The organism is Opitutia bacterium ISCC 52 (assembly GCA_014529675.2).
Lineage (GTDB): Bacteria > Verrucomicrobiota > Verrucomicrobiia > Opitutales > UBA2995 > UBA2995.
Genome location: CP076040.1, coordinates 2,880,461 through 2,905,869, shown reverse-complemented (window position 1 = coordinate 2,905,869; position 25,409 = coordinate 2,880,461). Strand labels below are relative to the sequence as shown.

The 25,409-nt window shown below is 47.8% G+C and carries 20 protein-coding genes and 1 pseudogene; 8 read left to right on the top strand and 13 right to left on the bottom strand.

Annotation, left to right across the window (positions count from 1 at the left end; all coding sequences use genetic code 11):
* Position 1: 1 nt before the first annotated feature.
* From GA003_12370 to GA003_12360, 3 genes are all read right to left on the bottom strand, one after another.
* Positions 2-3,265, bottom strand: coding sequence for a DUF1553 domain-containing protein (locus GA003_12370; protein ID QXD26826.1), 3,264 nt, complete (start codon positions 3,263-3,265; stop codon positions 2-4).
* Positions 3,266-3,284: 19 nt separating this feature from the next.
* Positions 3,285-4,259 carry a ThuA domain-containing protein gene (locus GA003_12365; protein QXD26825.1) on the bottom strand — a complete coding sequence of 325 codons (975 nt, stop codon included), beginning with the start codon at positions 4,257-4,259 and terminating at the stop codon, positions 3,285-3,287.
* A gap of 281 nt (positions 4,260-4,540) precedes the next feature.
* Complete coding sequence (locus GA003_12360) at positions 4,541-6,055, bottom strand: SLC13 family permease (protein ID QXD26824.1); 1,515 nt, start codon at positions 6,053-6,055, stop codon at positions 4,541-4,543.
* Between the two features lie 252 nt (positions 6,056-6,307).
* Between GA003_12360 and GA003_12355 the strand changes: the two are divergent.
* Positions 6,308-6,694: pseudogene (locus tag GA003_12355) on the top strand (GxxExxY protein).
* Between the two features lie 41 nt (positions 6,695-6,735).
* Here GA003_12355 and GA003_12350 read toward each other — a convergent pair.
* The 6 genes from GA003_12350 to GA003_12325 form a co-directional block, all read right to left on the bottom strand.
* Entirely contained in the window at positions 6,736-7,623 is an 888-nt protein-coding gene (locus tag GA003_12350) for a sugar phosphate isomerase/epimerase (GenBank protein ID QXD26823.1), read from the bottom strand.
* 14 nt (positions 7,624-7,637) lie between these two features.
* Entirely contained in the window at positions 7,638-8,441 is an 804-nt protein-coding gene (locus GA003_12345) for an SDR family oxidoreductase (protein QXD26822.1), read from the bottom strand.
* A gap of 3 nt (positions 8,442-8,444) precedes the next feature.
* On the bottom strand, positions 8,445-9,473 hold the full coding sequence (locus GA003_12340; GenBank protein ID QXD26821.1) for a zinc-binding dehydrogenase: 1,029 nt from the start codon (positions 9,471-9,473) through the stop codon (positions 8,445-8,447).
* A gap of 39 nt (positions 9,474-9,512) precedes the next feature.
* Positions 9,513-10,214: an orotidine 5'-phosphate decarboxylase gene (locus GA003_12335; GenBank protein ID QXD26820.1), complete on the bottom strand. Its 702-nt coding sequence runs from the start codon at positions 10,212-10,214 to the stop codon at positions 9,513-9,515.
* A 5-nt stretch (positions 10,215-10,219) separates the two neighbouring features.
* A complete protein-coding gene (locus tag GA003_12330; GenBank protein QXD26819.1) occupies positions 10,220-10,588 on the bottom strand; it encodes a hypothetical protein in 369 nt (122 codons plus the stop codon).
* A gap of 115 nt (positions 10,589-10,703) precedes the next feature.
* On the bottom strand, positions 10,704-10,922 hold the full coding sequence (locus GA003_12325) for a type II secretion system GspH family protein (GenBank protein ID QXD26818.1): 219 nt from the start codon (positions 10,920-10,922) through the stop codon (positions 10,704-10,706).
* Positions 10,923-11,225: 303 nt separating this feature from the next.
* Here GA003_12325 and metG point away from each other — a divergent pair, with 303 nt between their 5' ends.
* From metG to menB, 4 genes are read left to right on the top strand one after another with little or no spacing between them, the layout of a single operon-like run.
* On the top strand, positions 11,226-12,758 hold the full coding sequence (metG, locus tag GA003_12320; GenBank protein QXD26817.1) for a methionine--tRNA ligase: 1,533 nt from the start codon (positions 11,226-11,228) through the stop codon (positions 12,756-12,758).
* Between the two features lie 7 nt (positions 12,759-12,765).
* Positions 12,766-14,190 (top strand): isochorismate synthase, encoded by a 1,425-nt coding sequence (locus tag GA003_12315; GenBank protein ID QXD26816.1) that lies wholly within the window; start codon positions 12,766-12,768, stop codon positions 14,188-14,190.
* Between the two features lie 3 nt (positions 14,191-14,193).
* Positions 14,194-15,915, top strand: coding sequence for a 2-succinyl-5-enolpyruvyl-6-hydroxy-3-cyclohexene-1-carboxylic-acid synthase (menD, locus tag GA003_12310; GenBank protein QXD26815.1), 1,722 nt, complete (start codon positions 14,194-14,196; stop codon positions 15,913-15,915).
* Positions 15,912-16,739, top strand: a complete 828-nt coding sequence (gene menB / locus GA003_12305; GenBank protein ID QXD26814.1) for a 1,4-dihydroxy-2-naphthoyl-CoA synthase — start codon at positions 15,912-15,914, stop codon at positions 16,737-16,739. The genes menD and menB overlap by 4 nt, the downstream gene beginning before the upstream one ends.
* Before the next feature lie 163 nt (positions 16,740-16,902).
* Here the strand turns inward: menB and GA003_12300 are convergent, their stop codons facing one another.
* Positions 16,903-17,064, bottom strand: coding sequence for a prepilin-type N-terminal cleavage/methylation domain-containing protein (locus GA003_12300; GenBank protein ID QXD26813.1), 162 nt, complete (start codon positions 17,062-17,064; stop codon positions 16,903-16,905).
* A 287-nt stretch (positions 17,065-17,351) separates the two neighbouring features.
* Between GA003_12300 and GA003_12295 the strand changes: the two genes are divergently transcribed.
* A complete protein-coding gene (locus GA003_12295) occupies positions 17,352-17,858 on the top strand; it encodes a hypothetical protein (GenBank protein QXD26812.1) in 507 nt (168 codons plus the stop codon).
* 12 nt (positions 17,859-17,870) lie between these two features.
* Positions 17,871-19,622, top strand: coding sequence for a GspE/PulE family protein (locus tag GA003_12290; protein ID QXD26811.1), 1,752 nt, complete (start codon positions 17,871-17,873; stop codon positions 19,620-19,622).
* On the opposite strand, the gene mnmA is transcribed toward GA003_12290, so the two are convergent.
* The 3 genes from mnmA to GA003_12275 all read right to left on the bottom strand — a co-directional run bounded on the left by mnmA (position 19,619) and on the right by GA003_12275 (position 22,678).
* Positions 19,619-20,695, bottom strand: coding sequence for a tRNA 2-thiouridine(34) synthase MnmA (mnmA, locus tag GA003_12285; protein QXD26810.1), 1,077 nt, complete (start codon positions 20,693-20,695; stop codon positions 19,619-19,621). The two genes, GA003_12290 and mnmA, sit on opposite strands and share 4 nt — an antisense overlap.
* Before the next feature lie 328 nt (positions 20,696-21,023).
* Positions 21,024-21,779, bottom strand: coding sequence for a hypothetical protein (locus GA003_12280; GenBank protein ID QXD26809.1), 756 nt, complete (start codon positions 21,777-21,779; stop codon positions 21,024-21,026).
* A 104-nt stretch (positions 21,780-21,883) separates the two neighbouring features.
* Positions 21,884-22,678, bottom strand: coding sequence for a hypothetical protein (locus tag GA003_12275; GenBank protein QXD26808.1), 795 nt, complete (start codon positions 22,676-22,678; stop codon positions 21,884-21,886).
* A 133-nt stretch (positions 22,679-22,811) separates the two neighbouring features.
* On the opposite strand from GA003_12275, the gene GA003_12270 reads away from it, so the two are divergent.
* The gene (locus GA003_12270) at positions 22,812-25,262 is read left to right on the top strand and encodes a glycoside hydrolase family 1 (protein ID QXD26807.1); all 2,451 of its coding nucleotides are present in this window, start codon (positions 22,812-22,814) and stop codon (positions 25,260-25,262) included.
* Positions 25,263-25,409 lie beyond the last annotated feature (147 nt).

Sequence of the window (25,409 nt, the reverse complement as noted above, 5' to 3'; positions counted from 1 at the left end):
CTTACTCTTTCGTCAGGGTTTCATCCAAGTTCAGTAGGATATTCGCGATAGTAGTCATCGCAGCCAATTGAACAGGGTCGATGGAGATATCAAACCCTGAGGCTCCGACGTTTGCGAGTTTGTTGGCTCGTTCTGGGTGTGCTTGGAAAGTAGTTAAGTAATCCTCGTGGCCCCGAGTGAGTATGCTGAGCACCTCTTCGTCAGGGGGTCTGGCAAGCAGTAAACGGTGTCCGAATGTGATTTGATGTTCAACCGTCTCTCCTCCGTCTTTGATCATGCGTTCTGCCAGTCCACGAGCTGCTTCCACGAACTGCGGATCATTCAATAGGTTAAGCGCCTGAAGGGGAGTGTTGGTGCGATTCGATTTGACCGAACAAATTTCACGGGCGGAGTTATCGAAATTCATCATCGATGGAGGAGGGACCGTTCTTCGCCAGAAGGTGTATAGACTCCTTCGGTACAGGTCATCTCCTTCGCCCACGATGTATTTATAACCCTTCGCGCTTACTTCGTCCCAAAGGCCTTCGGGTTGATAGGGCATGACGGGTGGGCCACCTATTTGCGGAGCCAAAAGGCCGGATACTGCCAGTGCTTGGTCTCTTAAGAATTGTCCGTTGAGGCGGAATCGTGGGCCTCGGGCAAGCAATCGATTGTCGGGATCGATTTCGATTAAATCAGGAGTGACATGGGAAGATTGTTGATAGGTAGAACTCATGACGATGAGCTTCTGCATGGCTTTCACATCCCAACCGCTTGCAATGAAGGTGGCTGCCAAATAGTCCAGAAGTCCTGGATGACTGGGTGATTCTCCCTGTGATCCAAAGTCCTCCGGTGTTTTTACCAACCCGGTGCCAAAGTAAGTTTGCCAATAGCGGTTTACGGTTACCCGGGCCGTTAGCGGATTATTTGGATCGATTATCCACTGAGCGAGCCCGAGCCGGTTCCTCGGTAGGGACGTATCCATTGAGGGCAACACATCTGGTGTAGCAGGAAATAGTTTTCTATCCTCGTTGGGATGATCGTAGGCGCCGCGATCGAGTAGGTAAGTGTCTCGTGGCTCCGGCATTTCTTCCATGATGCTAACGGCTGCTACGTGAGTCTTTTCAAAAGTAGCCAGGGCTCTTTCCTGCTTTGCAATTTGATTTCTAAGGCGCTGGCCTTCTGGATCTTCTTTTAGCCAAGCCGCTTGGAGTACGGCTTTCGAAGCGTTGCTGTTTTGGGCCAGTAATTGGCTTCTGGGATTTGTTTTTGAAATGAATCCCATCTCAGCTTCGCTGAGTTGGACAGGGTAAATTTGCACATCATCGATGATACCTCTATTGAGGGTCGCATCACGCAGACCGTCTTTTGCGTCCTGCTCTGCTCTGGCTCCGATTAAAAGGATCTGGGGTGTCTCATAGTGATTCGGTAGATTTTCTTGTATTACATTTGTAACTACTGCTTCTCCATTCACGTAGAGTCGGATGCCCGATCCCTTGCCACTACCATCCCATGTGACGCCTAACCTTATGGTAGAGCCTGGGATGATGATAGGATCAGATACGACCTCAATGCCAAGATCCTGATTACTGTCGAGTATCAGCCTAAAGGATACGCGGAAATTGGCTTTCAGTCCGGTCGCCTCCAAGATCAGTCGGTAACCTTTTTCTGTTCCATCTTCTACTAATGCCAGGATAGGGCCTTCTGAACCAGAAAAGATTTTAGGAGTGGTTAGTTGGACCATCCATGACTGCGGAACATCGGATTGGAATCCACCTTCATAGGGATCTTTAACCCAAACGTAATTGGTCGTTCCAAATTGGAGGCCGCGATCGTAAGTCGTTTCTTCAACCAGGGTAGGGCGGTTTCTGGCACCACGACCACTTAGTTGCCCTTTGGTCTTTGGGTTGTGGACATTGGGCGTAGTCGCCTCGTCGATGGTGTCTAAGGGGTAGTGGTGGGATGGTGTTGGTAATTTGACCAATTGAGCGATGAGGCTTCCACTGGCTACCTCCTGTTTTTCAATCCATGCAGAGAAGAAGTCTGCTCGGTCTTTAGGAAGAGAGTTTAGTTTCTGATTTGAAAATTCGAGATCGCTTTGAAGTGCTTTGTGCTCCTCTTCCCTGCCGGTTGTATAGACGGTCATGTTGGGGCGGGGCGCGATATTCCCATCTTTGCCATTTTCGTCTATGTTATTGAAAAAAGCGAAGAGCTCGAAGAAGTCCTCTTGGCTAAGCGGATCGTATTTGTGGTCGTGACAGCGCGCACAGCCCATGGTGAGGCCGAGCCATACCGTCGATGTGGTTTCAACCCGGTCAGCTACATATTCGACGAGAAACTCTTCGGGGACGATGCCGCCTTCGTTGTTGATCCTGTGATTTCGGTTAAACGCCGTGGCAAGTATTTGGTCTTTGGTCGGATTGGGCAACATATCCCCAGCCAGTTGTTCGATCGTGAATTGATCGAAGGGCATGTTCTCATTGTAAGCTTGGATGACCCAGTCGCGCCACGGCCATTGGCTTCTCAGTATATCATTCTGATAGCCACCGGAATCTGCATAACGCGAAGCGTCCAACCAGACCAGAGCCATACGCTCACCGTAGCGAGGCGATGCGAGTAGTCGGTCGACTACCTTCTCAAAGGCATTCGGACTCTTATCTTTCAGAAACTGATCTACCTCTTCGGTTGTTGGAGGAAGTCCTGTGAGGTCCAGGGTCACTCTGCGGATGAGGGTTTCTTTCGAGGCCCTTTTTGAGGGGGTTAACTCTTCCTGATCAAGTCGAGCCGCAATGAAATGATCGATATCATTAGTAGCCCATAACTGATTCGTTTTACCGAGATGTGGCGACTTCGGTTTTTCAATAGGCTTAAAGGACCAATGTTGGTCGTAGTGAGCCCCTTCGTTGATCCACTGATCGAGAATGCGTTTCTCTTCGTCTGCCAGGCTTAGCCGTGAATCGGGAGGGGGCATGCGTTCCTCATCGACCACATCCTCCCAGATGCGAAAGTGAATTTCACTGGTTTCTGCGTCTCCGGGAACGATGCCAGCGTAGCCCCCTAAATCAGCGACAGCTTCTTCTCGTGAGTTTAATCGAAAGTCCGATTCTTGATTGTTGGCATCGGGACCGTGACAGCGATAACACTTATCGGAGAGGATAGGGCGAATGTCCTGGTTGAAATCAAGCGTTGGTTCAGACGACCACGCAGTTGATTCAATAAGTAAAACGGCTCCCAACCATAATAGGCAGAAACAATAAATCGGTTTTCTGAAGGGTAGTGAAGGCAAGTGGTAAATTAGCTGACTATTACAAATTCGGGGCCAAAGCAGGGATAAAGTTTTTCGTATCCGCTGTTGGTGTGGCATCGGCTTCGAGATCACCTAGGGCGTACTGAATACCATCCAGCAAATGGCGCATCATGACTGGTTTGGTGTAGGTCGATTCGTTGTGGCCGAAATTGGTGTTGAAAAGACGACCTTTCCCGTGAGTGCTAACCCATGAAACGGGGACTTCGCGCATTCCGGGTTTGAACTTCGCATTGTGCTTGGTATATTTCTCATCGAATAGACGTTCGGATGTAGCAGGTTTGCTCATATCTAGGCTGACAAGGATTCGAAGATTTTCTTCTCCTTGGTAAGTATCCGGATCGTATTGGTAAATTTCATCTTTGTGCCAAAATCCACGACCATGGAAGGCCTCGTTGAGCGTGTGCTCTGGATCATCGAGTTTGAATGCGTAGGTGCCATCGGCTGTCCACGGGTGACCACAAAATTGTCCGCCCATGATGTCAGCGCCTTCTTTCCATTCGTAGAAATTGTCGGTGGCCGCATGGATACCTGCGATGCCCTTTCCACTTTCGATAAAGTCCTTGATCGCAGCTCGATGACTGTCAGAAGGCAATTTAAGATGGGTGGTGTTGTTGAAAACAATAGCGTCGTATTGGCTTAGGTTCTCTGCAGTGAAGACCTCGTAATCTTCTGCTAGGTCGACCGTAAACGCGCTGGATACGCGGCCCATTTCCTTTAGGGCAAAATTGCCACTGGGAATGGAAATATGAATCCATTCTTCGCTCCTCCAAAACACCAAAATCTTGCGTGCTTTCTGAGGCTGGGCGGTCGTTTCCTTAGGAATGGCTCGTGTGATCTGGCGTTTTTGGTCGTCTGTCAGAGGCTTCAAGCGAGCTGCGGCGCGTTCTTCCCAGCTTTCCTTTTGTCCACAGGCATTTGACAAAAGGGAGATTGTGCAAAGCACTGCCAGTGAGATCCATTTTACTTTATTCATAGGGTAAATGTTTGTAGCTCTTCAATCTAGGCAATCCTCCTGCCTGATCGACTATTTTATTTAACAAAAATGATGAGCTAACTGAATAAATATGAGACTGGGGACTGTATCCCTAAAATATCAAATTCTCAGATTACGCCCATCCCGTATTTGCGGGATAGGCCCTGAGAGAGTCTCAGGGCCTATATAAAATCACTCTATTCTGGGATCTAAAACTCTGCTCGCTCAGCTGAGTCCAGTTTCCATACAAAAGGTTACAGCTTAGAGGCTAGCTATATTGGTTATTTTGCCCAGGCTGGGAATTCTCCCATGGGTGTGCCGGTGACATAAGGAAAAAGGAGGTACACCATCAACAAGGTAAATCCTATCGCCACAAAGTTGAGAAACAGACCCGTGCGAGCCATTTCTATGATGCGTATGCGCTCACTACCGAAAACAACCGCGTTGGGCGGTGTTGCCACAGGCATCATGAAAGCCATGGATGAGGAGATGGTTGCTGGTAAGATAAATACCAGTGGATGAGTGTGCAGGCTTACTGCCCAGCTTGCGAGTATGGGCAAGAGCATGGAGAGGGTCGCTACATTGGATGTCAGCTCAGTTAGGAAGGTAACGCTGATGCAAATAATAATCACGAGTACGATCACTGGAACAGGGCCGATCGCTCGGAAGGATTCTCCGATGTAGGTCGAAAGGCCACTGGAGTTAAAGCCTGAAGCCAAGGCAAATCCTCCTCCAAACAAAAGGATGATACCCCATGGAATTCTTGCGAAAATATCTTTCTGCAGAATCCTTGCATAGTTCGGGTCATTTTTTGCAGGAATGAAGAACAGGGTGAGTGCCATGGTTATGGCAACGGTACCATCATCAATTCCTTTGAAGGGCTCCCATAAGTTTGACCAACCGGGAATCGAAAAGGCTCCGAGGTTCAAGTCTCGTCGGAAGGTCCAAAGGAACACGGTCATCACGAATACAATTAAGACCGCTTTCTCTTCATAGCGGATTGGCCCGAGGTCATTGATTTCTTTTCGGATGATGGACCGATCCAGGGTCAGATCCTTGTCGAAGCGACAGAGTACTCGTGTGAGTAGCACCCAAGTTGCACCTAACATAACAAGTGAGTAGGGGATTCCGATAATCATCCAATTCCCAAAGGATATTTGTGGTGCGTTGGGAAATGATTCTTGGAAGATACGGACAAAGGCCAGATTGGTCGGCGTACCGACTAATGTGGCGACGCCCCCGATAGAGCAACCATAGGCGATGCCCAGCATCAAAGCTAACGACAACTTTTTAGATCGTTCCTTTCCAAACTCCTCTTCCATTTTCAAAATGATAGCCAGCCCAATGGGCAGCATCATCACTGCCGTAGCTGTATTGGAGATCCACATCGACAGAAAGCCCGAAGCGGCCATGAAGCCGAGAATCAGGAGGTCGGCCCGTTTGCCTATAGCGTTGATAATGTTGAGCGCGATTCGTCGGTGTAAGTTCCAACGTTCCATGGACAATGCAATTAGGAATCCTCCGATAAAAAGAAAGATGATGGAGTTTACGTAGGCCTTAGTTGTCGAGGGGCCATCTAACACCCCGGTTAAAGGAAATAGAATGATGGGAATCAAGGCTGTGGCCGCCAAAGGAATGGCTTCTGAGATCCATAGGATGGCCATGAGCGCGGCGATGGCAGCCATGTGCCCCACTTCCGGATTATCCGGTCGCGGGTTGAAAAATAAAAGTAATCCCAAAAATACTGCGGCTCCGATAATCGACCCGGTGCTTTTCCAAGGAAGCTTGGTCGTCATATCTTTGTCAGTTCTGAGATTAATAATAGCATGGTGTCGATTGATTGAGTTACCAATGTTTATGGCAACTCGAAGCCACTAGTAACAGAAAAAAGTAATCTGAGTATCCCATTTCTCATGCATGAGATATTATTTCTATTCTGTGACGTATCAATCTGCTGAACAAATTCTGCACATTGATTATAATGAGTATAATGGAAGCTGGAACTGGTGTTGAATAGGAACTACGAAATGCGCTAAAGTACGCGAAAAATGACTGAGAATATATTGTTCAAGCATGAGAGCTATCAAATTATTGGCGCATGCTTTTAAGTATACAAAGACAAGAGTAATGGGTTTTTGGAACCCGTGTATCAGGAGTGTCTTTGTATTGAATTTGAAGAGGTCTCAGTTCCTTTTGTTCAGCAGGAACGATTGAAATTAACTTATAAGGGCAAGCCGTTAAAGCAGGGCTATCATCCCGATTTTTTGTGTTTCGGAAAAATTATTCTGGAAATAAAAGCTGTCAAAAATCTTACTGATGAACATCGAGCGCAAATAATTAATTACCTCAAAGCCACTGGCTTAAAGTTGGGTTTGCTTGTGAATTTTGGTCATTACCCGCGCTTGGAGCATGAAAGATTCATTAACGAAACGTAGTCTTAGCTTTCGCGAAATTTAGCGCATTTCGTAGTTTTAAATCACTCAGGCCAATACTTCGCCATCTTCTTGCGTAAGAAAGTAACGCTTCGCTTCATTTGCTCGAATCCGTCTAAACCGTCTTCGATGCTCACCCAGCCATTGAAACCAACCTCCTTAAGTGTGCTGAAAATCTTATCGTAGTCGTTGAGGCCTTTCCCGATTTCTCCATGGCTGAGACGTTCGGCGTAACCTACACTGTCCATTTCCTCTTTGCGAAGATCCTCAAGATTGCCTTCCAAAAGAAAACGGTCGCTGGCATGCATGCTAATGACTCGATGCTTTACGCGTTCCAGGAGCTCAAGTGGATCTTCTCCAGCCAGGACTGTATTGCTTGGGTCGTAATTAACGCCGAAGTGGGGAGAGTCGATGCGAGCGACCAGATCGCAAAAGACGTCCATGTGTTGGGCAAACTCTGGGTAGGACCAGTAATTGTCTTTGTAGTGATTTTCAATGATCAGCGTGATCCCTTGCTCGGCTGCATGCGGAATACAGGCTTCGATGCATTCTACTGCATAGCCGATGCCTGCTTCTCGAGAAACTTCTGGCCGGCGTTGGCCAGACAAAACTCTGCAGAATTTTCCCCCCAGCTCGCCGCACATATCGATCCAGTTTTTTTCTTTGTCGATTTGTTCCTGGCGAAAAAAAAGTTCCGGGTGTGTGAAGTCAGGAGAGCAGCAAAGCATCGGAATAGAGCGCCCTTGATCTTCGACTCTGGCTCGATAATCCTTCCACTTGGATCGATCCTTGAGGTCCAGGAAGTCTGAGTAAAACTCCAGGCCATCCACGTCGAGTTTGCCCGATAAGTCGATCCATTCATTCAATGTCATGGATCCGTCAATACAGAGTGGATCCATCCATGCTTTAGGAAACGCCGCAAGATTTGCCATAGATTTTGTTCCTACTACATTTTACCTTCCAGGAAGTCTGCATCCAAAGTAGGGATGCGTCCTTTGAAGGGATATTGTTCAAGTTCGAATACGGTTCCGCTAAATGGCTTTCCATCGTCGCTCAACCAGAAGGCGATCACTTTGGCTACTTCTTCGGGGGAAGACATCTTGCCAGTTGGAACCATCATTTGGGGGACATTCTTATCCCAGCCTTCCGGAAATCCATCGGAAATCTTTAGGCTATATTCATTCTCAGTAAGAATCCACCCGAGGTTGATGTGGGTGAATCGAACTGAATCCCGGTCATACAGATTTGCCAGGTGCTTCGACATGGTCAAAAGCGCGCCTTTAGAGATACTGTAGGCAGCCAGCATTCGTTCTCCACCTAATGCGTTGATTGAGCCTATGTTAACCACGCTACCCTTAGATTCTTTAAGATAGGGGAGTGCTGCCTGGCAGATGAGGAAAGGGGCCCGCACATTTACGGCCATCATATTATCGAAAAACTCTACATCCGTCTCTTCAAAGTGCATCCGTGTGGTTAGAGCTGCATTGTTTACAACGCCATCGATACGACCCAGCTTTTCAACGGTTTGCTCCACTACCTTGGCCGGTTCATCGGCTGTATCCAAGCTACCATAAACGCCTACCGCGTTTTCACCGATATCTGCGACTACCTTGTCCACCGCATCAGGTCTACGTCCATGAACGGCGACTTTGGCCCCCAATTTTGCGCAGAGGCGGGCAGTGTGTTCTCCTACACCTGTGTTGGCTCCGGTTACGAGTATGACTTTGTTCGTTAGATCAGCTAGGCTCATAGTTTAACTGTTTGGTACTAATACGGATTTGACGATTTGTGCGGAGTGCATGGTTTCAAAAGCGGTATGCCATTCCTCGAGTGGCCAAACACCCCCGATGATTGGATCGAGATTCAATTGTCCGGATCCAGTAAGTTGCAAAACACGTTCCCAAATGGGCCAGTTGTGACTGAAACTGCCTCGTAGGGTGATGGCTTTTTGGACCAGGGGATCAAGGCTGAAATCAAGAGGTTGCGGCCCCCAGCCAACTTTGCTGATCCATCCTGCCGGACGAGTGATTCGAAGGGCTATTTGGAGGGTCTTTGAAATTCCAGCAGCATCGACGACTCCGTCGACCCCTAATCCGTCGCCCGCGAATGCCCATTCATCCAGGTTATCAACCAAGGCGGTGCAGCCGTATTGTTCGGCCACTGCCAAGCGCTTGCGGTCGGACTCGAGGCCGAGAATGGCGACTTCAGCACCACAGATTTTTGCCATAGCTGCACAGAGAATACCAATGGGGCCAGGACCAATCACCACCACACGGTCACCGGGAGTGATGTCGGATTGATTCATAACTGCATTGTAGGCGACGCAACAAGGCTCCGTGAGAGCCGCCTTTTCAAATGAAAGACCCTGTGGGATATGATGGAGGCAGCGGGCGGGGACTTTGACGTACTCGGTCATGGCTCCATTGACTCCGTAGCCAAAGCCAAGGCGTGTTGGATCAAGGTTGTATAACCCTTGGCGGCTCATCGGATTATTGGGATCAATGACTGCGGCAGTTTCACTGACGACCTGGTCTCCTTCCTGCCATCCTTTGACGCGCTTTCCGGTCTCTGCGATGAGTCCTCCGAACTCATGACCTAGCACTACCGGGTAATTGACTGGCCAGCTATGGCAAGCCTCCCACTGGTGTAAATCACTTCCGCAGACACTAACGGCCTTAACTTGGAGGAGAACATCCTCTTCTCCAATTTGTGGTTTTTCTATTTCACGGAAGTCTACAGCTCCCTTTTTATTCTCAAAATTAACAACGGCTGGTTGAGGCATTGAATGGGATTAAGAAGGCTTCTGGAGGAATATAAAAGTCTAAACTACCGGTATATCACCATAAGCATGCACCGCCTCGCATATCAGACGCAGAGAATCCTCAACATTCCCATCTGCTGTGCGAAATGAATCCGCATCAATCGTCAGGGGCGCTCCCAGAACAACAAGAGGTGCCCCATACTCGGGTGTTTTTATGGCCTGCTCGATGGTGAGTCCTCCAACTGCTTGGACAGGCACATGAACGGCTTCAATAATTTCTCTAAGTTCGTCGAGTGGATTGGGCATTCGCTCACCTCTCGCGGCAATGCCTCGGCGTTCATCGTAGCCAATATGGTGGATAACGTAGTCGCAGCCTAGGTCGGCCAGGCGCTTGGCTCCATCAACCATATTCTCGGCCGCCAGATTGTCACCCATCACCTCAATCCCCAAATCTTTACCAGCCTGCACAACGCAACGAATCGTTTCCTCGTGGGCTTGCGACATGACCACGACTTGGGTCGCGCCAGCCTTTGCCATGAGTTCGGCTTCAAGCCAACCGCCATCCATGGTTTTTAAGTCAGCCACAATGGGTGTATCGGGAAAGCGGTTACGTAGTTCTTTTACGCCATTCATGCCTTCAGCGATTATAAGCGGCGTTCCAGCTTCAAGCCAGTCGACTCCGGCGCGCATGGCCATATCGGCAGTTTCCAGAGCTTCCGGGATGTTAACTATGTCGAGGGAGATTTGAACAATGGGTTTCATAGGTATTAGGGAGTCTTGTAATGGTTGAAGGGAATGAGTTCGATTTGCTTGTTTTCTCTGAATTGTTTATATTTTTCAATGTCGTCCCAGTCTTTTTTACCACTGTATTTGCCGTCCTGAATTTGGTTTCGGTTCGGGTTTATAGGTTTGTGGGGTAATTCAACGATGGGTTCACGATCTAAGAAGCCAATGCTTATTAGAAATTCATTTGCGTTGTGAGTCGTGTATTCGAGGTGTGGAGAATTATTATACCAACTATGAACTTCTCCCTTACAAACGTAATCTTCACAATGTAGATTCAATTCCCTGTTTCGTACAATCCAACGCAGGTCTGAAACGTAGAAGGCGTCTCGTGTTCCGAACTCCGCCTTCATCCTCGATATCTAGTAGAATGCTCTTTTTATTTTCCGTTTTCAGGTAGAGTGGGTCGTCATATTGGATGACCTTTGCTGTTTTCAGAGAATCGATACCTTTGGTTTCGAATGGTACTTATGTCGGATCGGCAAGAACATCCTGGTAGTGACTGAATGGGAGACCTTTCATCTGTTCCATATACCCCTCCAGCACCGTCCGGGCGGTGTTGTGCATGATATTGCTATGAGCCAGCTTTTGAGTTTGCACTATGGCTGAGGATCCAGCCGCCAAGAGCATTACAAAGATAACGGCGCCTACGATGACTTCGACTAAGGTGAAGCCTTTCTCTGACATGGAGCTGGTTTTAGAAGGATAAATCATCGAGGGTGATGGTTTGGGTTACAGATACATCTGGACCTAGTCCACAGAGTTTGAATTTAAACCGAAAACTAATGGGAAGCGCATTCTGATGTTTTACTTCCTTTTACACGAACCCCTACCTATTTCTTTTGAAACGACTGGTTTCATAGTATTTTCATTAGGTATCAAACGGACCAGTCGCATTGAGAAAATGAATTGGTTCCTCCTGAATTCTGAGTGTTTTTTCAGTTTCCTTTCAGGCAGTGACTCCTAATGTGGTCCTCTTTTCCCAATTTTATGAAGTCTTTCTATATAACAACTGCCATCGATTATGCGAATGGCTCTCCGCATTTAGGGCATGCCTATGAGAAGGTTTTGACCGACGTGGTGTCTCGGTTTCGACGCGCACGCGGCGACTCCGTTTACTTTCTCACAGGGTTGGATGAGCATGGACAAAAGGTGCAGCAGAGTGCTGCCAAGGAAGGGGTATCGCCTCAGGAGTTTTGCGACGGTGTAGCCGAGGAGTTCCAGGCGCTTTGCAAGATGTTGACGATCTCCAACGACGATTACATTCGCACCACTGAGCAGCGGCACAAACAAGTCGTTCGCGATATTCAGCAAGCCCTTTTTGACAAAGGTGAAATTTACAAAGGCGAATACAAGGGGTTCTACAGTGCCCGTCAGGAGCAGTTTCTTCAGGAAAAAGATCGTAATGAAGATGGAAGTTGGCCGGAAATCTTTGGTGAAGTGTCTGAGATCTCCGAGGAGAACTACTATTTCAAGCTGAGCCAGTATCAAGATTGGCTGATTGAGTTTCTCCAGGACAATGAGGACTTTGTATTCCCCAGCTTTCGCCAGAAGCAGGTATTGGAGTTTCTCAAAGAGCCCTTAAACGATCTATGCATTTCCCGGCCTAAGTCGCGCTTGGAGTGGGGGATTCCTCTTCCTTTCGATGAGGACTATGTCACCTACGTTTGGTTCGATGCCCTTATCAATTACGTGACGGCCTCTGGCTATATGGATGGGGATAAGTCTCGTTGGCCGGCAGACTACCACGTGATTGGAAAAGACATCATGGTGCCAGCTCACAGTATTTATTGGCCCATTATGTTGAAGACCTGTGACATACCGCTTCCGAAGCATCTTCTGGTGCATGGCTTTTGGGCTATGTCCGGAGTCAAGATGTCCAAGTCTACAGGAAACACCGTTGATCCGCTCGATTTGGCTGAGCAGTTTGGAGTGGATTCGTTTCGCTATTTCGTGACTCGCGAAATGAACGTTGGGCAGGATAGTGATTTTTCAGAGGAGCAGTTTCTAAACCGTTACAATGGTGAGTTGGCCAAGAATCTGGGAAACCTTGTCAGTCGAATTCAGAATATGGTTACCCGTTACAACGAGGGAATCATTCCCGAGGCGGTTATCAACGATCCAGAAGAGAAAGAGGTTCAGGAGTTGTGGGCGAAAACGGCGGAACGAGTCGTCGAATTGGGCGAAGGGTTTCAGTTTCACCGAATGCTTGAAGAAATCTTTCAGTTTTTAACGGGCCTGAACCGCTATACCGATATTCGAGCTCCCTGGATGTTGGCCAAGTCCGAAGAGCCAGCTGACCGAGACCGACTGCTAACGTCTTTAGCTGTGATCGCGGAAGGGCTTCGCCTTGCATCAGTCGTGCTGGGGCCGGTCATGCCACAGGTCAGTGAGAAGATTCTCAATCTTCTGGGATCAGAATCAGTAACTTTGTTTGAAGGGAATCTCGACTGGGACTTTCGAACTAAAGGGAATCAAGTAGGAGATAAGCTCATACTGTTTCCACGACCTGAAAAGAAGTAGGCACTCCATGGAGCATTTTCCCATCAGCCAGTATGGCGGACAAGAAAACCCCGTGGGATTGGTGGCATTTTTAAGCGATTGCAAGAAACGGGCGAAAGAACTGGGAGTTCGTCAATTGGTAAACATATCACTGGATGTATTCCACATTGATCCGTTGGCCATTTTGGAGGCGGTCTACGAACCACAGAACCAGCACTTCTTTTTAGAGAATCCAGGAAAGGAAAACTCTATTTCGGCCATTGAAACCGTGTTGCAGACTACCGCTAACGGATTGAACCGGTTTACTGAGATTAAAGATTGGGCCAATAATTTATTGGAGACCACCATTTATACTGGGAGCACTGATTCGCCCTATTGTGGAATCCATTTCTTCTGCGCCTTTAACTTCTTTGATGAAGGGCAGGAAGTATCGGGGTTTCCCCCGGCTCAAGCATTTGTACCTGTGTGGCAGGTGAGTAAGAAGGATCAATTCAGTCTGGCGATTGCCAACTGTATGGTTGATTCGGATACGTCTATAGAAATACTTGCCAAACGCTTACTTGGAGCCCATCAGCGATTTTCCTCATTTCCCTATAGCACGGAGACGGCTGGCTCTGAAAACTCCAAGCCAGAATGGGTGAGTGAAGACGAATGTGGTGGTGATGTATTTGAAGCAGCGGTTGCCGAGGCAAGTGGTGCTATTCGCGATAAGGAATTTGAAAAGATTGTGCTGGCACGGGCTATCGATATGGAGTCAGACGGTGAGATCAGTCCTCTGGGTATTCTGGATCGATTGCGTAACCGGTTCCCGAGCTGCTATACCTTTTCTTACTCAGCCGGTGCAGATGGCACTTTCCTTGGCTCAACTCCAGAACTGCTTATTCGTGTCAAGGATGGGCGTTTGCAAGCAGATGCGATTGCGGGATCTACAGGGCGTGGAGAATCAGCTGGAGAGGATGCTGCTCTTGGAGCGTCCTTATTGAACAGTGATAAGGATGCACGTGAGCATCAATCGGTAGTTCAATCGATTGTTAATCGCTTAAGTGAGTTGGGGCTTACGGCTCAGGTAGCCAGCAAGCCGCGTTTGCTGAAGCTGCCGAATGTTCAGCACCTTTACACACCGATCGAAGCTGAATTGCCGAGGGACGCTCACATTCTCGATATTATTCAAAACCTTCACCCCACCTCTGCTGTCGGTGGATCTCCTCGGGAGGCTGCTTGTTCAAGGATTGAGCATTATGAATCCTTTGCTCGTGGCCCCTATGCTGGACCAGTCGGTTGGTTTGACGCCAAAGGAGATGGCGAATTCGTGGTGGGAATTCGTTCAGGTATTCTCAATGGCCGCTCGCTTCGACTATTTTCCGGAGCAGGTATTGTAGAAGGATCGGATCCTGCAAAAGAAAAAGAGGAGACGGATTTGAAATTTAAAGCCATGCGTGCAGTTTTGGATTAGTCCATGGACAGTCTCAATAGAGCGAATACGAATTCCTTATGGTCATCCGTTTTGGTGGAATGTCTTTATCAGTGCGGATTACGCCAAGTGGTCATTTCCCCTGGCTCACGTTCCACTCCACTCACGGTGGCCTTTGCTTCACACTCAGGTATTGAAGCCATTCCCGTGTTAGACGAGCGCTCAGCGGGATTCTTTGCTCTGGGCTTGGCTAAACAATCTCACAAACCGGTTGCTTTGGTTTGTACTTCAGGAACCGCCGCTGTTAATTATTTTCCTGCCGTCGTTGAAGCATCGGAAGCCTGCGTTCCTCTTCTCGTGCTGACTGCTGATCGGCCGCACGAACTGCGCAATTGTGGGGCAGGGCAGACTATTGATCAGATACGCCTCTATGGGAACTATCCTGTGTGTCAGGAGGAGATGGCTTTGCCATCTGTATCGGTGGAAGCGCTGGAGGAGATGAGGGATCAGTTAGGCCGAACGTTTGCAGCAGGATTCCGTGGACCTGTCCATTTAAACTGTCCATTTCGTGATCCACTGCCACCAACACCAGATCAATCGGTTCCAGGAGACTTTCAGCTTTCGGATGGATTTTACTCAGATCTTCCCGTTGCATCATCCTGCACGCCCACCGAACCCATTAAAATCGATATTCAATCAGGAAAAGGATTCATTCTATGTGGAACGGAGACACCTGAGAACCCTGCAGCTTATTGCCAAGCTGTCGCAAGATTGGCCGAGAAGACGGATTGGCCTGTTCTGGCAGATGGATTGTCTCCTGCGAGAAACCATGCAATACCGGGTGTTCAGCCGATTACGAGCTACGACCTGATCCTTAGGAATTCCGATTTAAGAAAGTCTCTCAAGCCTGAGTGTGTAATCGCCTTAGGGCCGTTACCTACCAGTAAGGAATTAAGGAAGTGGTTGAGTGAAATCGACGCACAGATTTATCATGTGCACACAATGGGTAAGAATCTCGATCCAACGGGTAAAGTAGTACAAGTATTGGATCAGCCGGTGGAACTATTAGGGAATGTGTTTAAATTTTTAGAGCGAGGGGATAAGCCCTACTGCGAGCGCTGGTCAGTTGCACAGCGCCAAGCCTCAGAGCAAATCGCGGATGCATTTGAAAGTGAGTCCTCGCAGAACTTCGAAGGGCGTATTGCCTGGAAACTCCCGCAGTGGTTGCCGACAAACACACCTTTGTTCGTGGCCAGCAGCATGCCTGTGCGCGATGTGGAGTATTTTTTGCCAAGCAATGAGAGTCAGATTAAGGTCTATGCTTCGCGCGGTGTGAATGGCATCGACGGAACGCTGTCTACTGCTTTGGGCATCGCCCATGATAATCAGTCTTCGGTGCTGCTCACCGGAGATTTGGCCTTTTTGCATGATTCAAATGGCTTGCTCATTCGCCCGAAATTGAAAGGACACCTTACGGTGATACTGATCAATAATCGAGGGGGTGGTATTTTTAACCATTTACCTGTCGCAAGTTTTGAACCTCCTTTTGAAGATTTTTTCGCGACCCCTCAAGAAGTGGATTTCAAAAAATGCGTAGAGGGTATCGGTTGCGAGTATATTCACGTTGAGCAAATAGATGAACTCAAAGAGTACCTCTCCACGATGCCATTAAGCGGAATTCGCGTGATTGAGGTTGAAACTGACCGGCATCGAGATTCTGAATACCGAAAACAACTTTTTAAATCGATCAGCCAAATACTAGTATGAATTGGGAGACAGTTAAGGACTACGAAGATATCATTTATGAAAAGGCAGGCGGTATTGCCAAGGTGACGATCAACCGACCGCATCGTCGCAACGCATTTACTCCTGCTACTGTATTTGAAATGTATGATGCTTTTTCCGATGCGCGTGAAGATCCGGCTGTTGGAGTTGTACTGCTAACGGGTGCTGGACCGCATACCGATGGAAAGTATGCCTTTTGTTCTGGAGGCGACCAGGGTATTCGCGGCAAGGCTGGCTATATTGACAAGGGTGGGGTGCCTCGCTTGAACGTTCTCGATTTGCAACGCCTCATTCGCTCAATGCCCAAAGTCGTCATCGCTTTGGTATCCGGCTATGCGATTGGAGGGGGACATGTACTTCATGTGATCTGTGACCTCTCCATTGCTGCCGACAATGCCATTTTTGGACAAACGGGTCCGAAAGTCGGAAGTTTTGATGGAGGATTTGGATCTTCCTATCTAGCCAGTATTGTGGGACAAAAGAAGGCTCGAGAGATTTGGTATCTATGTCGCCAATACAATGCTCATGAAGCGTTGGATATGGGACTGGTGAATACCGTGGTTCCAGTCGATAAATTGGAAGCCGAGGGAGTTCAATGGGCCAACGAAATTTTAGAAAAGAGTCCTCTGGCGATTCGCTGTTTAAAGTCGGCCTTTAATGCGTCGCTCGATGGGCAGGCAGGGATTCAGGAACTAGCAGGCAATGCTACACTTCTCTACTATATGAACGAAGAAGGTTCAGAAGGGAAACAAGCGTTTCTGGAAAAACGGAAACCGGAGTTTAATAAGTTTCCCTGGTTGCCGTGAGGCGGTTCTAGTCTAGGACAAGGTGTGTTGTAGTGGAATAATATTCTTCTACCAGCTTTTGAGTAAGGTCAAGTTTCACCATCATGATTGCTATCAGTGTTAATGAAAGCATCAGGAAGAAAGGTTTACTATCAGGCTACTGAGACAACTAACTTTCGGATTTTCATAATTGATTCCCTTGTCGAATCAGGTTCAGCATGCCTGCAATAAGCGTCATCATAAGGACTGCTCCGACCATCACTTCTACTACGGTGAAGCCTTTTGAGCTTTTTTGATTACGAGCTCCCAATCGCAATCTAGAATGATCTTTAGTCGGATACTTCATGGATCAGTGGAATTATGGATGCGCCCCGAATTTTGGATCGGTAGAAAAACACCTCCCCATATGATTCAGTTCTTCGAATTGAATGGAGATATTTTCGTTCTCTAGGGAATCTTTATGATCCTTATACATACAATAGGATTGTTAGAGGCGTTGGTTTTTAGGGATTTGAACTCCTCTTATTAGGAATTCTGTAAAATCAATTTGAAATATGATTTTGAGGTTTTGGAGGGTTGAGGATATAGTATCCTGAATCTTGGTTGAGATGAGACTTATAACCGAAAAGTATTATGATCCAACCTATCATCCTTAGATCGAACCGCTTTCTGGGTAATAACCTGGTTAACCATGAATTAATTACCCTGGATCAGCTGGAAGAAGCTAATAACGCATTGCTCGATAAAATTGATGCCCAGAATGTTAAAGAAGCTTCTCTCTTGCGTATTCTAATGTGGGAATTGGATATGCTGAAAGAAAGTGATCTGATCAATTTCCTAGTGGATCAATATGAAATCGGTCTCGCCAATATGGGGTTCTATTCTTATCTCGGAGTTGAAGAAGGAGAAGAGCCCTTGTATTCTCTAGAAGATTGTTGGGCCACCTGGACAGTGCCTTTTGATCAAGAAAATGGATTCTATTTTTTGGCGACTGCTTATTATCTGAGTCAGCCAGTCATTGATATGTGGGAAGAGAAGTTGGCAGGCAAAATACTTTGGTTTGCTACTGAATTAGTTGGGCTCTCGACTCTATTGGAGAACGCAGAAAAAGAGTTAAAAACCACAACCGTAAATGCCTAACTTTTAAATAATATGGCCATAGGTAGAGTCCAATTAAAGATCGTCGCAAAACTCCATGAAATGGAATGGTTGGCAGATGATCAATTTGAAGAACTAAAAGCGACTCCAGCGGAATACACGGGTGAGGAATTGGATAGCGTGCTTCTCTCTGAGTCTAGTGTAAGCGAATTTCAACTACTCATTGCAAAGTCTCAAACCTTTGGTCTGCCTCCGTTTCGAGCAAAAAGGTATCGAGTTACTGAGTACACCTTTGAGAATCTCGATAAAGACTTCTGTGTTGAGAAGAATATACTGCCGCTCGGCACGGTGGGGGATTACATATTGATTGCCTTGTCTAACCCCTTTGAACTTTCGATAACGAGTGAAGTTCAGAGTAAGACCGGAAGAAAAGTAATACGCTTTTTGGCTTCCGACGCGGATATCCAAAAAAATCTTACTGAGGATCCGCAAAAACCGGAGATTGAGTTCGGTGATGTAGTAGATGCTTTGGGCATGGAGTATAATGCCGACGAGGATTTGGATGAAGATGATTTGTCCGCTGAGGAATCAGCTCCTATCATTCAGCTCGCAAATCGAATCATTGAAGATGCGTATTTCTCTGGTGGTAGTGATATTCACATTGAACCTTCGGAAACTGAATGCCGTGTCCGGGTCCGTGTGGATGGAGTCTGTCAGACAAAGTTGACCTTACCTCAGAAAGTTACGGGATCGTTGATTGCTCGCCTTAAAGTGATGGCGGAACTTGATATTGCTGAGAGACGGAAGCCACAGGATGGACGAATCATCTTTAAGCAATTCACGCGCAAACCACTGGATATCGATTTACGTGTTTCAACCGCACCCTTGAATCACGGTGAAGGGGTTGTGATGCGGATTTTGGATAAGCAAAAATCGACTTTGCCACTTCCTGCTCTTGGATTTTCAGAAGCAAACCTTGAAATGTATCGAGGTTTAATTCGTCGACCCTATGGTATGGTCTTGCACTGCGGACCTACGGGTTCTGGTAAGTCCATGACGCTTTATTCAGCACTGAACGAAATTAACAGTCCTGACACGGTTATTCGGACTGCGGAGGGTCCTTTTGAGTATACCCTTGATGGGTTATGTCAAATGCAAATGAACCGGAAAATCGGTCTCACATTTGCGGCTGCTCTTCGCGCCTTTTTACGTCAGGATCCTGACATTATTCTGGTAGGGGAGATTCGGGACACTGAAACCGCTGGCATCGCTGTAGAGGCGGCGCTTACAGGTCACATGCTTTTCAGTACCTTGCACACCAATGATGCTCCAAGTACCGTGGCTCGTCTCACTGAGATGGGAGTGGAACCGTTTATGATTTCTGCGTCCTTAGTCTGTATCTGTGCTCAACGTTTGATGCGTAGAATTTGTAAGACTTGCGGGAAAATTCAGGATCCAACTTCGCGAGAGGAAGAAATTCTTCAAAATGCGATTGGATGGACTGGCCAAATCAAACGGGCTAATGTCGATGGCTGTCCCAACTGTAACAACAGTGGTTACAAAGGCCGTGTAGGTATTCATGAGCTGATGCCGACGAGTAAGCAGCTTATTGAAGGTATCAATGGCCAAGTCGAAACGGCAGTGATCAAGCAGATTGCGATGCGTAACAATATGAAGACGCTTCACCAAGATAGTATGCTGAAGGTTCAGGAAGGTATCACTACGATGGAGGAATCGATCTCCACCGTGCCACCTGATATGGAGCTTGGTAGTCTTACAGAAGAAGAGGCGCCTGTTTCATACTAAACAATCGTCTCGTAAACGCCCCCGCCTAAAAGTCGTTCTCCTTCGTAAAAGGCGATGATCTGACCAGGTGTCAGCGCTCGTTGGGGATCTTTGAATCGTACTCGTAGTTTGTCTGCTTCTGGGATCACTTCGATCTGTTGTGAGGGGTCCCTATAACGCGGTTTTGCGAGCAGCTCCGATGGTTCGCTTATGGCAGTTCCATTCCAGCTCAGGTCTCGGACGACAACTTCCTTTGAGAAAAGCTTGGGTGTGTCGGGTTCATCGAAGGCGACCACGAGCTGATTGCTTTCGTAGTCCTTGGCGATAACCACATAGAATTTATTATCGGTGTTGGAAGGTATACCCAATCCTTTACGCTGTCCCAAAGTGAATCGATGCAAGCCTTGGTGTGTACCGAGGCGTTTGCCCTCCGCATTAACAATGGGGCCGGGATGGTCTGGAATGTATTCCTGCAGAAAATCGCCCATTTTAATTTTTCCAATGAAGCAGATCCCCTGGCTGTCTTTTTTGTCTGCGTTCACTAAATTCGCGTCGTGGGCGATCTGGCGGAGCTCGGGTTTTGGGAGATGACCCACTGGGAAAATTCCCCTCGCTGCCTGTGCTTGATTGAGCATAGCCAGGAAATAGCTCTGGTCCTTGTTTTTATCATTTCCCTCCCAGAGCTCAGTTCGTCCGTCAGAGTTGATTTTGGATTGAACGTAATGACCCGTTGCCACCGCATCGAATCCTTCTTTCTGGGCATATTCCAGGAAGGCTCCAAACTTGATTTCCCGGTTACACATAACATCCGGGTTGGGTGTGATGCCGGATTGGTAACCACTGATCATGTATTCGACCACGCGTTCTCGGTATTCGTCGATGAGATTAACAATCCGAAAGGGGATGCCAAGTTTGTCTGCAACGGCTCGGGCATCGTCAATATCCTTTTGCCAGGGACATTCTCCAAACACGTCTGTTTCCTCCAGCCATATTTTCATGTAGCAACCTTCTATAGTGTGCCTAGCTTCCTTTAACAGGTAAGCGGCAACACTGCTGTCCACTCCTCCGGACATGGCTACTAGGATTCGTTGCATTGAACTGGGTATATGCGGGGAAACATTTGGAACTCAAGACCAGAGTCCAAATTCATTTTTAAAATGGGGGTGGTTTCCCTCGGAGCTGTGCGGATGGAATTGTCCATCTCCAAAATGAGAAAAGGCCGACTCAAGGCCGGCCTTTTCATTGGGTCTAAACCTAGTAGGTTTAGCGTGTCATAGGCAAATATCGATGAGATATTTTGTGAGAACACTCTACCATACCTGGGGATTTCGCTCTACAGGGTCTTGATTGATTTAACCCTAGGGATTTCCATTATCCAAAGGAAGATACCCTAAGGGAGAAGGCTCATAGGAAACAGGTATCCTATTTTTCGCCCAATGTATCCCGAATATGAAAAAAGACGGTTCCGGATTCCTGATTCTGGGCAATGACCCCGTTGATAGCTTCTGGACCTTTTCGATCCTTCAGTTGTTCAACATAGAGACTTCTGGGAGACCGTGGTTTTCCATGATGGCTGATGTGCCCAGTTAGTCCTTGAAAAGATCCAGCGATGCGTCGTCCATGCGAACCGATGGACCAGTTCCATCCATTTATGGGGCTTTGAACCGATATCCAGTCGAAAGCGGTGCTGTTCCAGAACAGTTGATTTATCCCACTCCAACCCCAGCCGTTCCCCTCGTAGCCGCGATTTCGGATCATGAGTGCATTGGCATGCACGTTATCCCAAAGGGTGCCCATGGCCCAATACCTCCACGGACCTATGATGCTTTTTTCACCTTCAGCGTAGCAGTCCAGAAATACATTGGGGCCGCAAGTGCGTCCAGGTATGAAGAATGGAGAGCTGCACTCCTCAGCAAAGGAACGCTGAACCAAGATCTGTTGACCGGCTGAAATGAAGCCATGCTTGCGGCCATATCCGTCCCTGGCGATGGGACTTAGGAAGGCGCAGTCTTCAATCGTGATTCGAATGGCTTCTGGAAGAACCTTGGCGGTCGATTGACCGAAATGGATACTGGTGATTCCTCTTATCCAGCAATCTTGAGCAAAGCCCAGCTCTACTGCATCCCACGCATGGTTTTCATCGTTGGCTGCCTCTGTATTTTGAAACTCAGAAATCAATCGAAGCTGTTCAACACCTGAGTGCTCAATGCGGTCAGGCAGGGTAGGCTTAAATAAACGGTTTTCTCCAAAACGGGCGAAAATGGGATTTACAAGCGCGGCATTCAGATGAACGCGACCTCCATCGATTTGGGTGATTTGCCTCTCGAATTGAAAAAAAAGTCTGAGGGATTCCAGGGCTCGCTGGGCTGTTCGTCAGGTCTAGGGGGAAACGTATTCATGCCGAGCTGATTCACCCACTCCTGATTCATTCGCTGTTCGAGTATGACCACATCTCCCACATTTAAACCGCTGACAGGCGCAACTTGGACGACACTATTTCCTGAGGGGATATACTCATCCACAATCTCCCAAGTGGAGTCTGAACTGGGCTGATAACGAAACACTCCTCCTGCAGCCTTGTTGTAAGCTTCTTGTTCTGGATCAATGCCATTGAGCGTGATGAGGGATCGTCGGACCGCCCCAGTTTCATGAATGACGGTTCCGTCTTCGAATTGACCTTCACCTCTAAGAATTACCCCTGATGTGGAGATCTTTAGCCTGCCATTTACTTGGTAATGCCCTGCTTCTAAAAGGATAGCTCCGCGGATGCCATGGGCATCCGGCGATTGCTTTGAGAGTTCGTCTATTGCTTGCTGAATACGGTCTGTGTCATCCTGATCCGTCGTCGAGGGTTCAAGTGTCAAACGAGTGGGAACGTCCGGGATGGGGGACCCGTTTTTGTAACCTGCTGTTGAGTAATCGGGTATGTGATTTCCGAATTGATCTTGGATGTAGCTGAGCCCTTTCCCTTTCTGGTATTTCACTCCTTGCTCATGTGGGCCTTTACAAGCTGTAAGGAGAATAAGGGTACAGAGAACCATGCCGAAGTGGGGGACGCTGATCTTACGATTAAGCATGCGTGGGATTAGATTTCTTCGGCGACCTGGCATCGGGAAAATGTTCTCCTTTCTTCGAGAATCGGCCGCAATCATGAAATTTCTTTGAATTGTTGCTTTCGCTACTTGCTCTGTTCAATGCAGACGTATTGGTATGTCTGGAATTATCCTTATGGCAGGTATTACTTTATTAAACGCAGTGCTGCAATCTCCTCGGACCATCCAGGCGGAACTATCCGCTGATTGGATGCGTTCTCGGATGCCGAATTTCTATATAGACCCTGGGAAAGGTCCCTTGGATTCCGTCCGTCACGCTGACTTTTGGGAATTTGCTGAGACGAGTGCTTATTTCATTAGCGCTGAGCACGTTCATTTTTACTGCAGCCCTCAAATTCTTTCACAAAGCCAGTTGAGTCAAGGGGATCCTGTTTATCTGGCAGGCGACTTTAACGGTTGGGATGCTGCGATTGGAGACTCTGAATGGCTGCTTGAAGAAGTCACTGAGGATGGTGTTAATGGGCTAACGATTTCTGTCCCGATCCAGAAAATCGATTTCAATTCCGGCAATGGGTTTAAATTTGTGTCTCACGAAGGGCATTGGTTTTCCGTCAGAGCGGAAGCTACCAATGTGTATTTGGATTCAGGAGGGACCTCGAATTACTACATTGATCGGAATCGCTCTGGTCGCCACCTGCTCATAGTCGAAACGGAAGAGCCCATTGATCTGGCACAGGATTATTTCCTGGTTCTCGATGCTCAGCCTGAAAGTGCAGCAGCCATAGCACCTGGTGACTTTTTCCTGAAAATGGGATCTCAGTTAAGCCTCGGGGCCCTTCCGCATCAGAATAATACGCTGTTCCGTATCTTTGCTCCTCGTGCCTCAACCGTAGAATTAATTGTCCTTGAGACTCCATACAACTGGGACGAGGCCACTCGGCATCCACTGATTCCAATTGGTGACGGAGTTTGGGAAGTGGTGGTTGATGCAGATCTCACCGGAAAATTCTATTGGTATCGTATGGATGGGCCGTCTCAGGCCGGCTTTTCGCATTTTGATCCTGAGGAGAACATTCTCGATCCCTACGCATTGGCGGTGGTGAATCGTTTGGGTCCTGCCATTGTTGTTGATACGGACGCATTCGAAGCGCCAAGTCCCTTTAAGATTCCCAAGGAGAAAGACCTGGTCATTGGTGAGGCACATTTACGGGATCTCATTGCGAAGGCACCGATCAAGTTATCTCCTCAAGATCGACTAGGTTATCGTGGATTGATCCAGTGGCTTCAGTCTGATCATTGCTATTTAAAAGAGTGGGGAGTGAATGCCGTCGAGCTTCAGCCTATTCAGGAGAATGACGCGCACACCAAGGAGGAATATCATTGGGGCTACATGACGGTGAATTATTTCTCACCTGAAAGCACTTATGCGAGCGATCCTTTGGGAGCGAGTCAGGTGGGTGAGTTTAAGGAACTCGTTGAAGCTTTTCATGAAGCAGGGTTGGCCGTGATTCTTGATGTGGTTTACAATCATGTGGGTGAGCCGGCTCACCTTCTGTTTGTCGATAAGCTCTACTATTTTGAGCTACAATCTGACGGCACGCTGAGTAACTGGAGTGGATGTGGAAATGACCTTCGTTGCAGCACTCCCATGGGCAAGCGGCTCATCATTGATAGTCTGTTGCATATGATCGAATTCTACGGGGTGGATGGGTTTCGTTTTGATTTAGCGGAGCTGATTGGCCTGGATTCATTGCGCGAGGTGGAGAATGTGGTGAGGGAAAAGCATCCCGATGTGATCCTCATAGCCGAACCTTGGAGCTTTCGAGGCCACCTCGGCTCAGATCTCAAGCATACCCATTATCTGTCCTGGAATGACGGCTATCGTGATTTCCTTAAACACTACATTTTGGGGAAGGGGGATTACCGATCGCTTCGGTATTTCTTGCAAGGTTCACGCGATTCGGTGGCACGCCCTAGCCAAACGGTAAATTATACGGAGTCACATGACGATCGGACCTGGCTGGACGACATTACTCTAAACACCGGGCATAACGGCTACTACCCGACGCCGATAGACCGTCGTCGCACACATCTGATGCTCAGTATATTGATGATGAGTCATGGCACGCCGATGCTTGCTCAAGGGCAGGATTTCCTCCGGAGCAAGTGGGGTGTTAAAAATACCTATCAGCTGGGGGATATCAATGGACTTGATTATCAACGTCAGGTGGATTATGCGGCCACTCACAGCTATTCCCGTGATTGGATTGAATTTCGCAAATCTGAGTCAGGCGAACTCCTGCGACTAGATACATTCCCAGAAGAGGGATTTTTCGAGTTTTACCCGGCAACTTCCGGAGCTGGGCTCGCCGTGTTTTATAATGCAAATAGGACTCAGAATGGCGGACAATTGCTGTTTGTGGTGAATCCGATGACCTATTCCTGCAAATTTAAGCTGGATGATCTGGATTTAGACTCAAACTGGGTTCAAGTCGCTGATTCCGAGCGATTTGATGCTGCTGGCCTGGAGACAGCTCTCATCCCGCTCGAGTCTCGACTCAAAATGCCCTCGGTATCCTGCGCCCTCTGGATTTCATCGAAAAATTGAGCTGAGACGAATTCAGGAGGCCATTTGGGGTAGCTAGCGCCTGAGATGGGCCGTTCTGCCTGTTTTTCTAATGATATGGTAAGCTGTTTCTTATTTGCCCTTTTCGTTACATATAAACACTTGCCATGCAGTGCCCCTGAAGTTCAT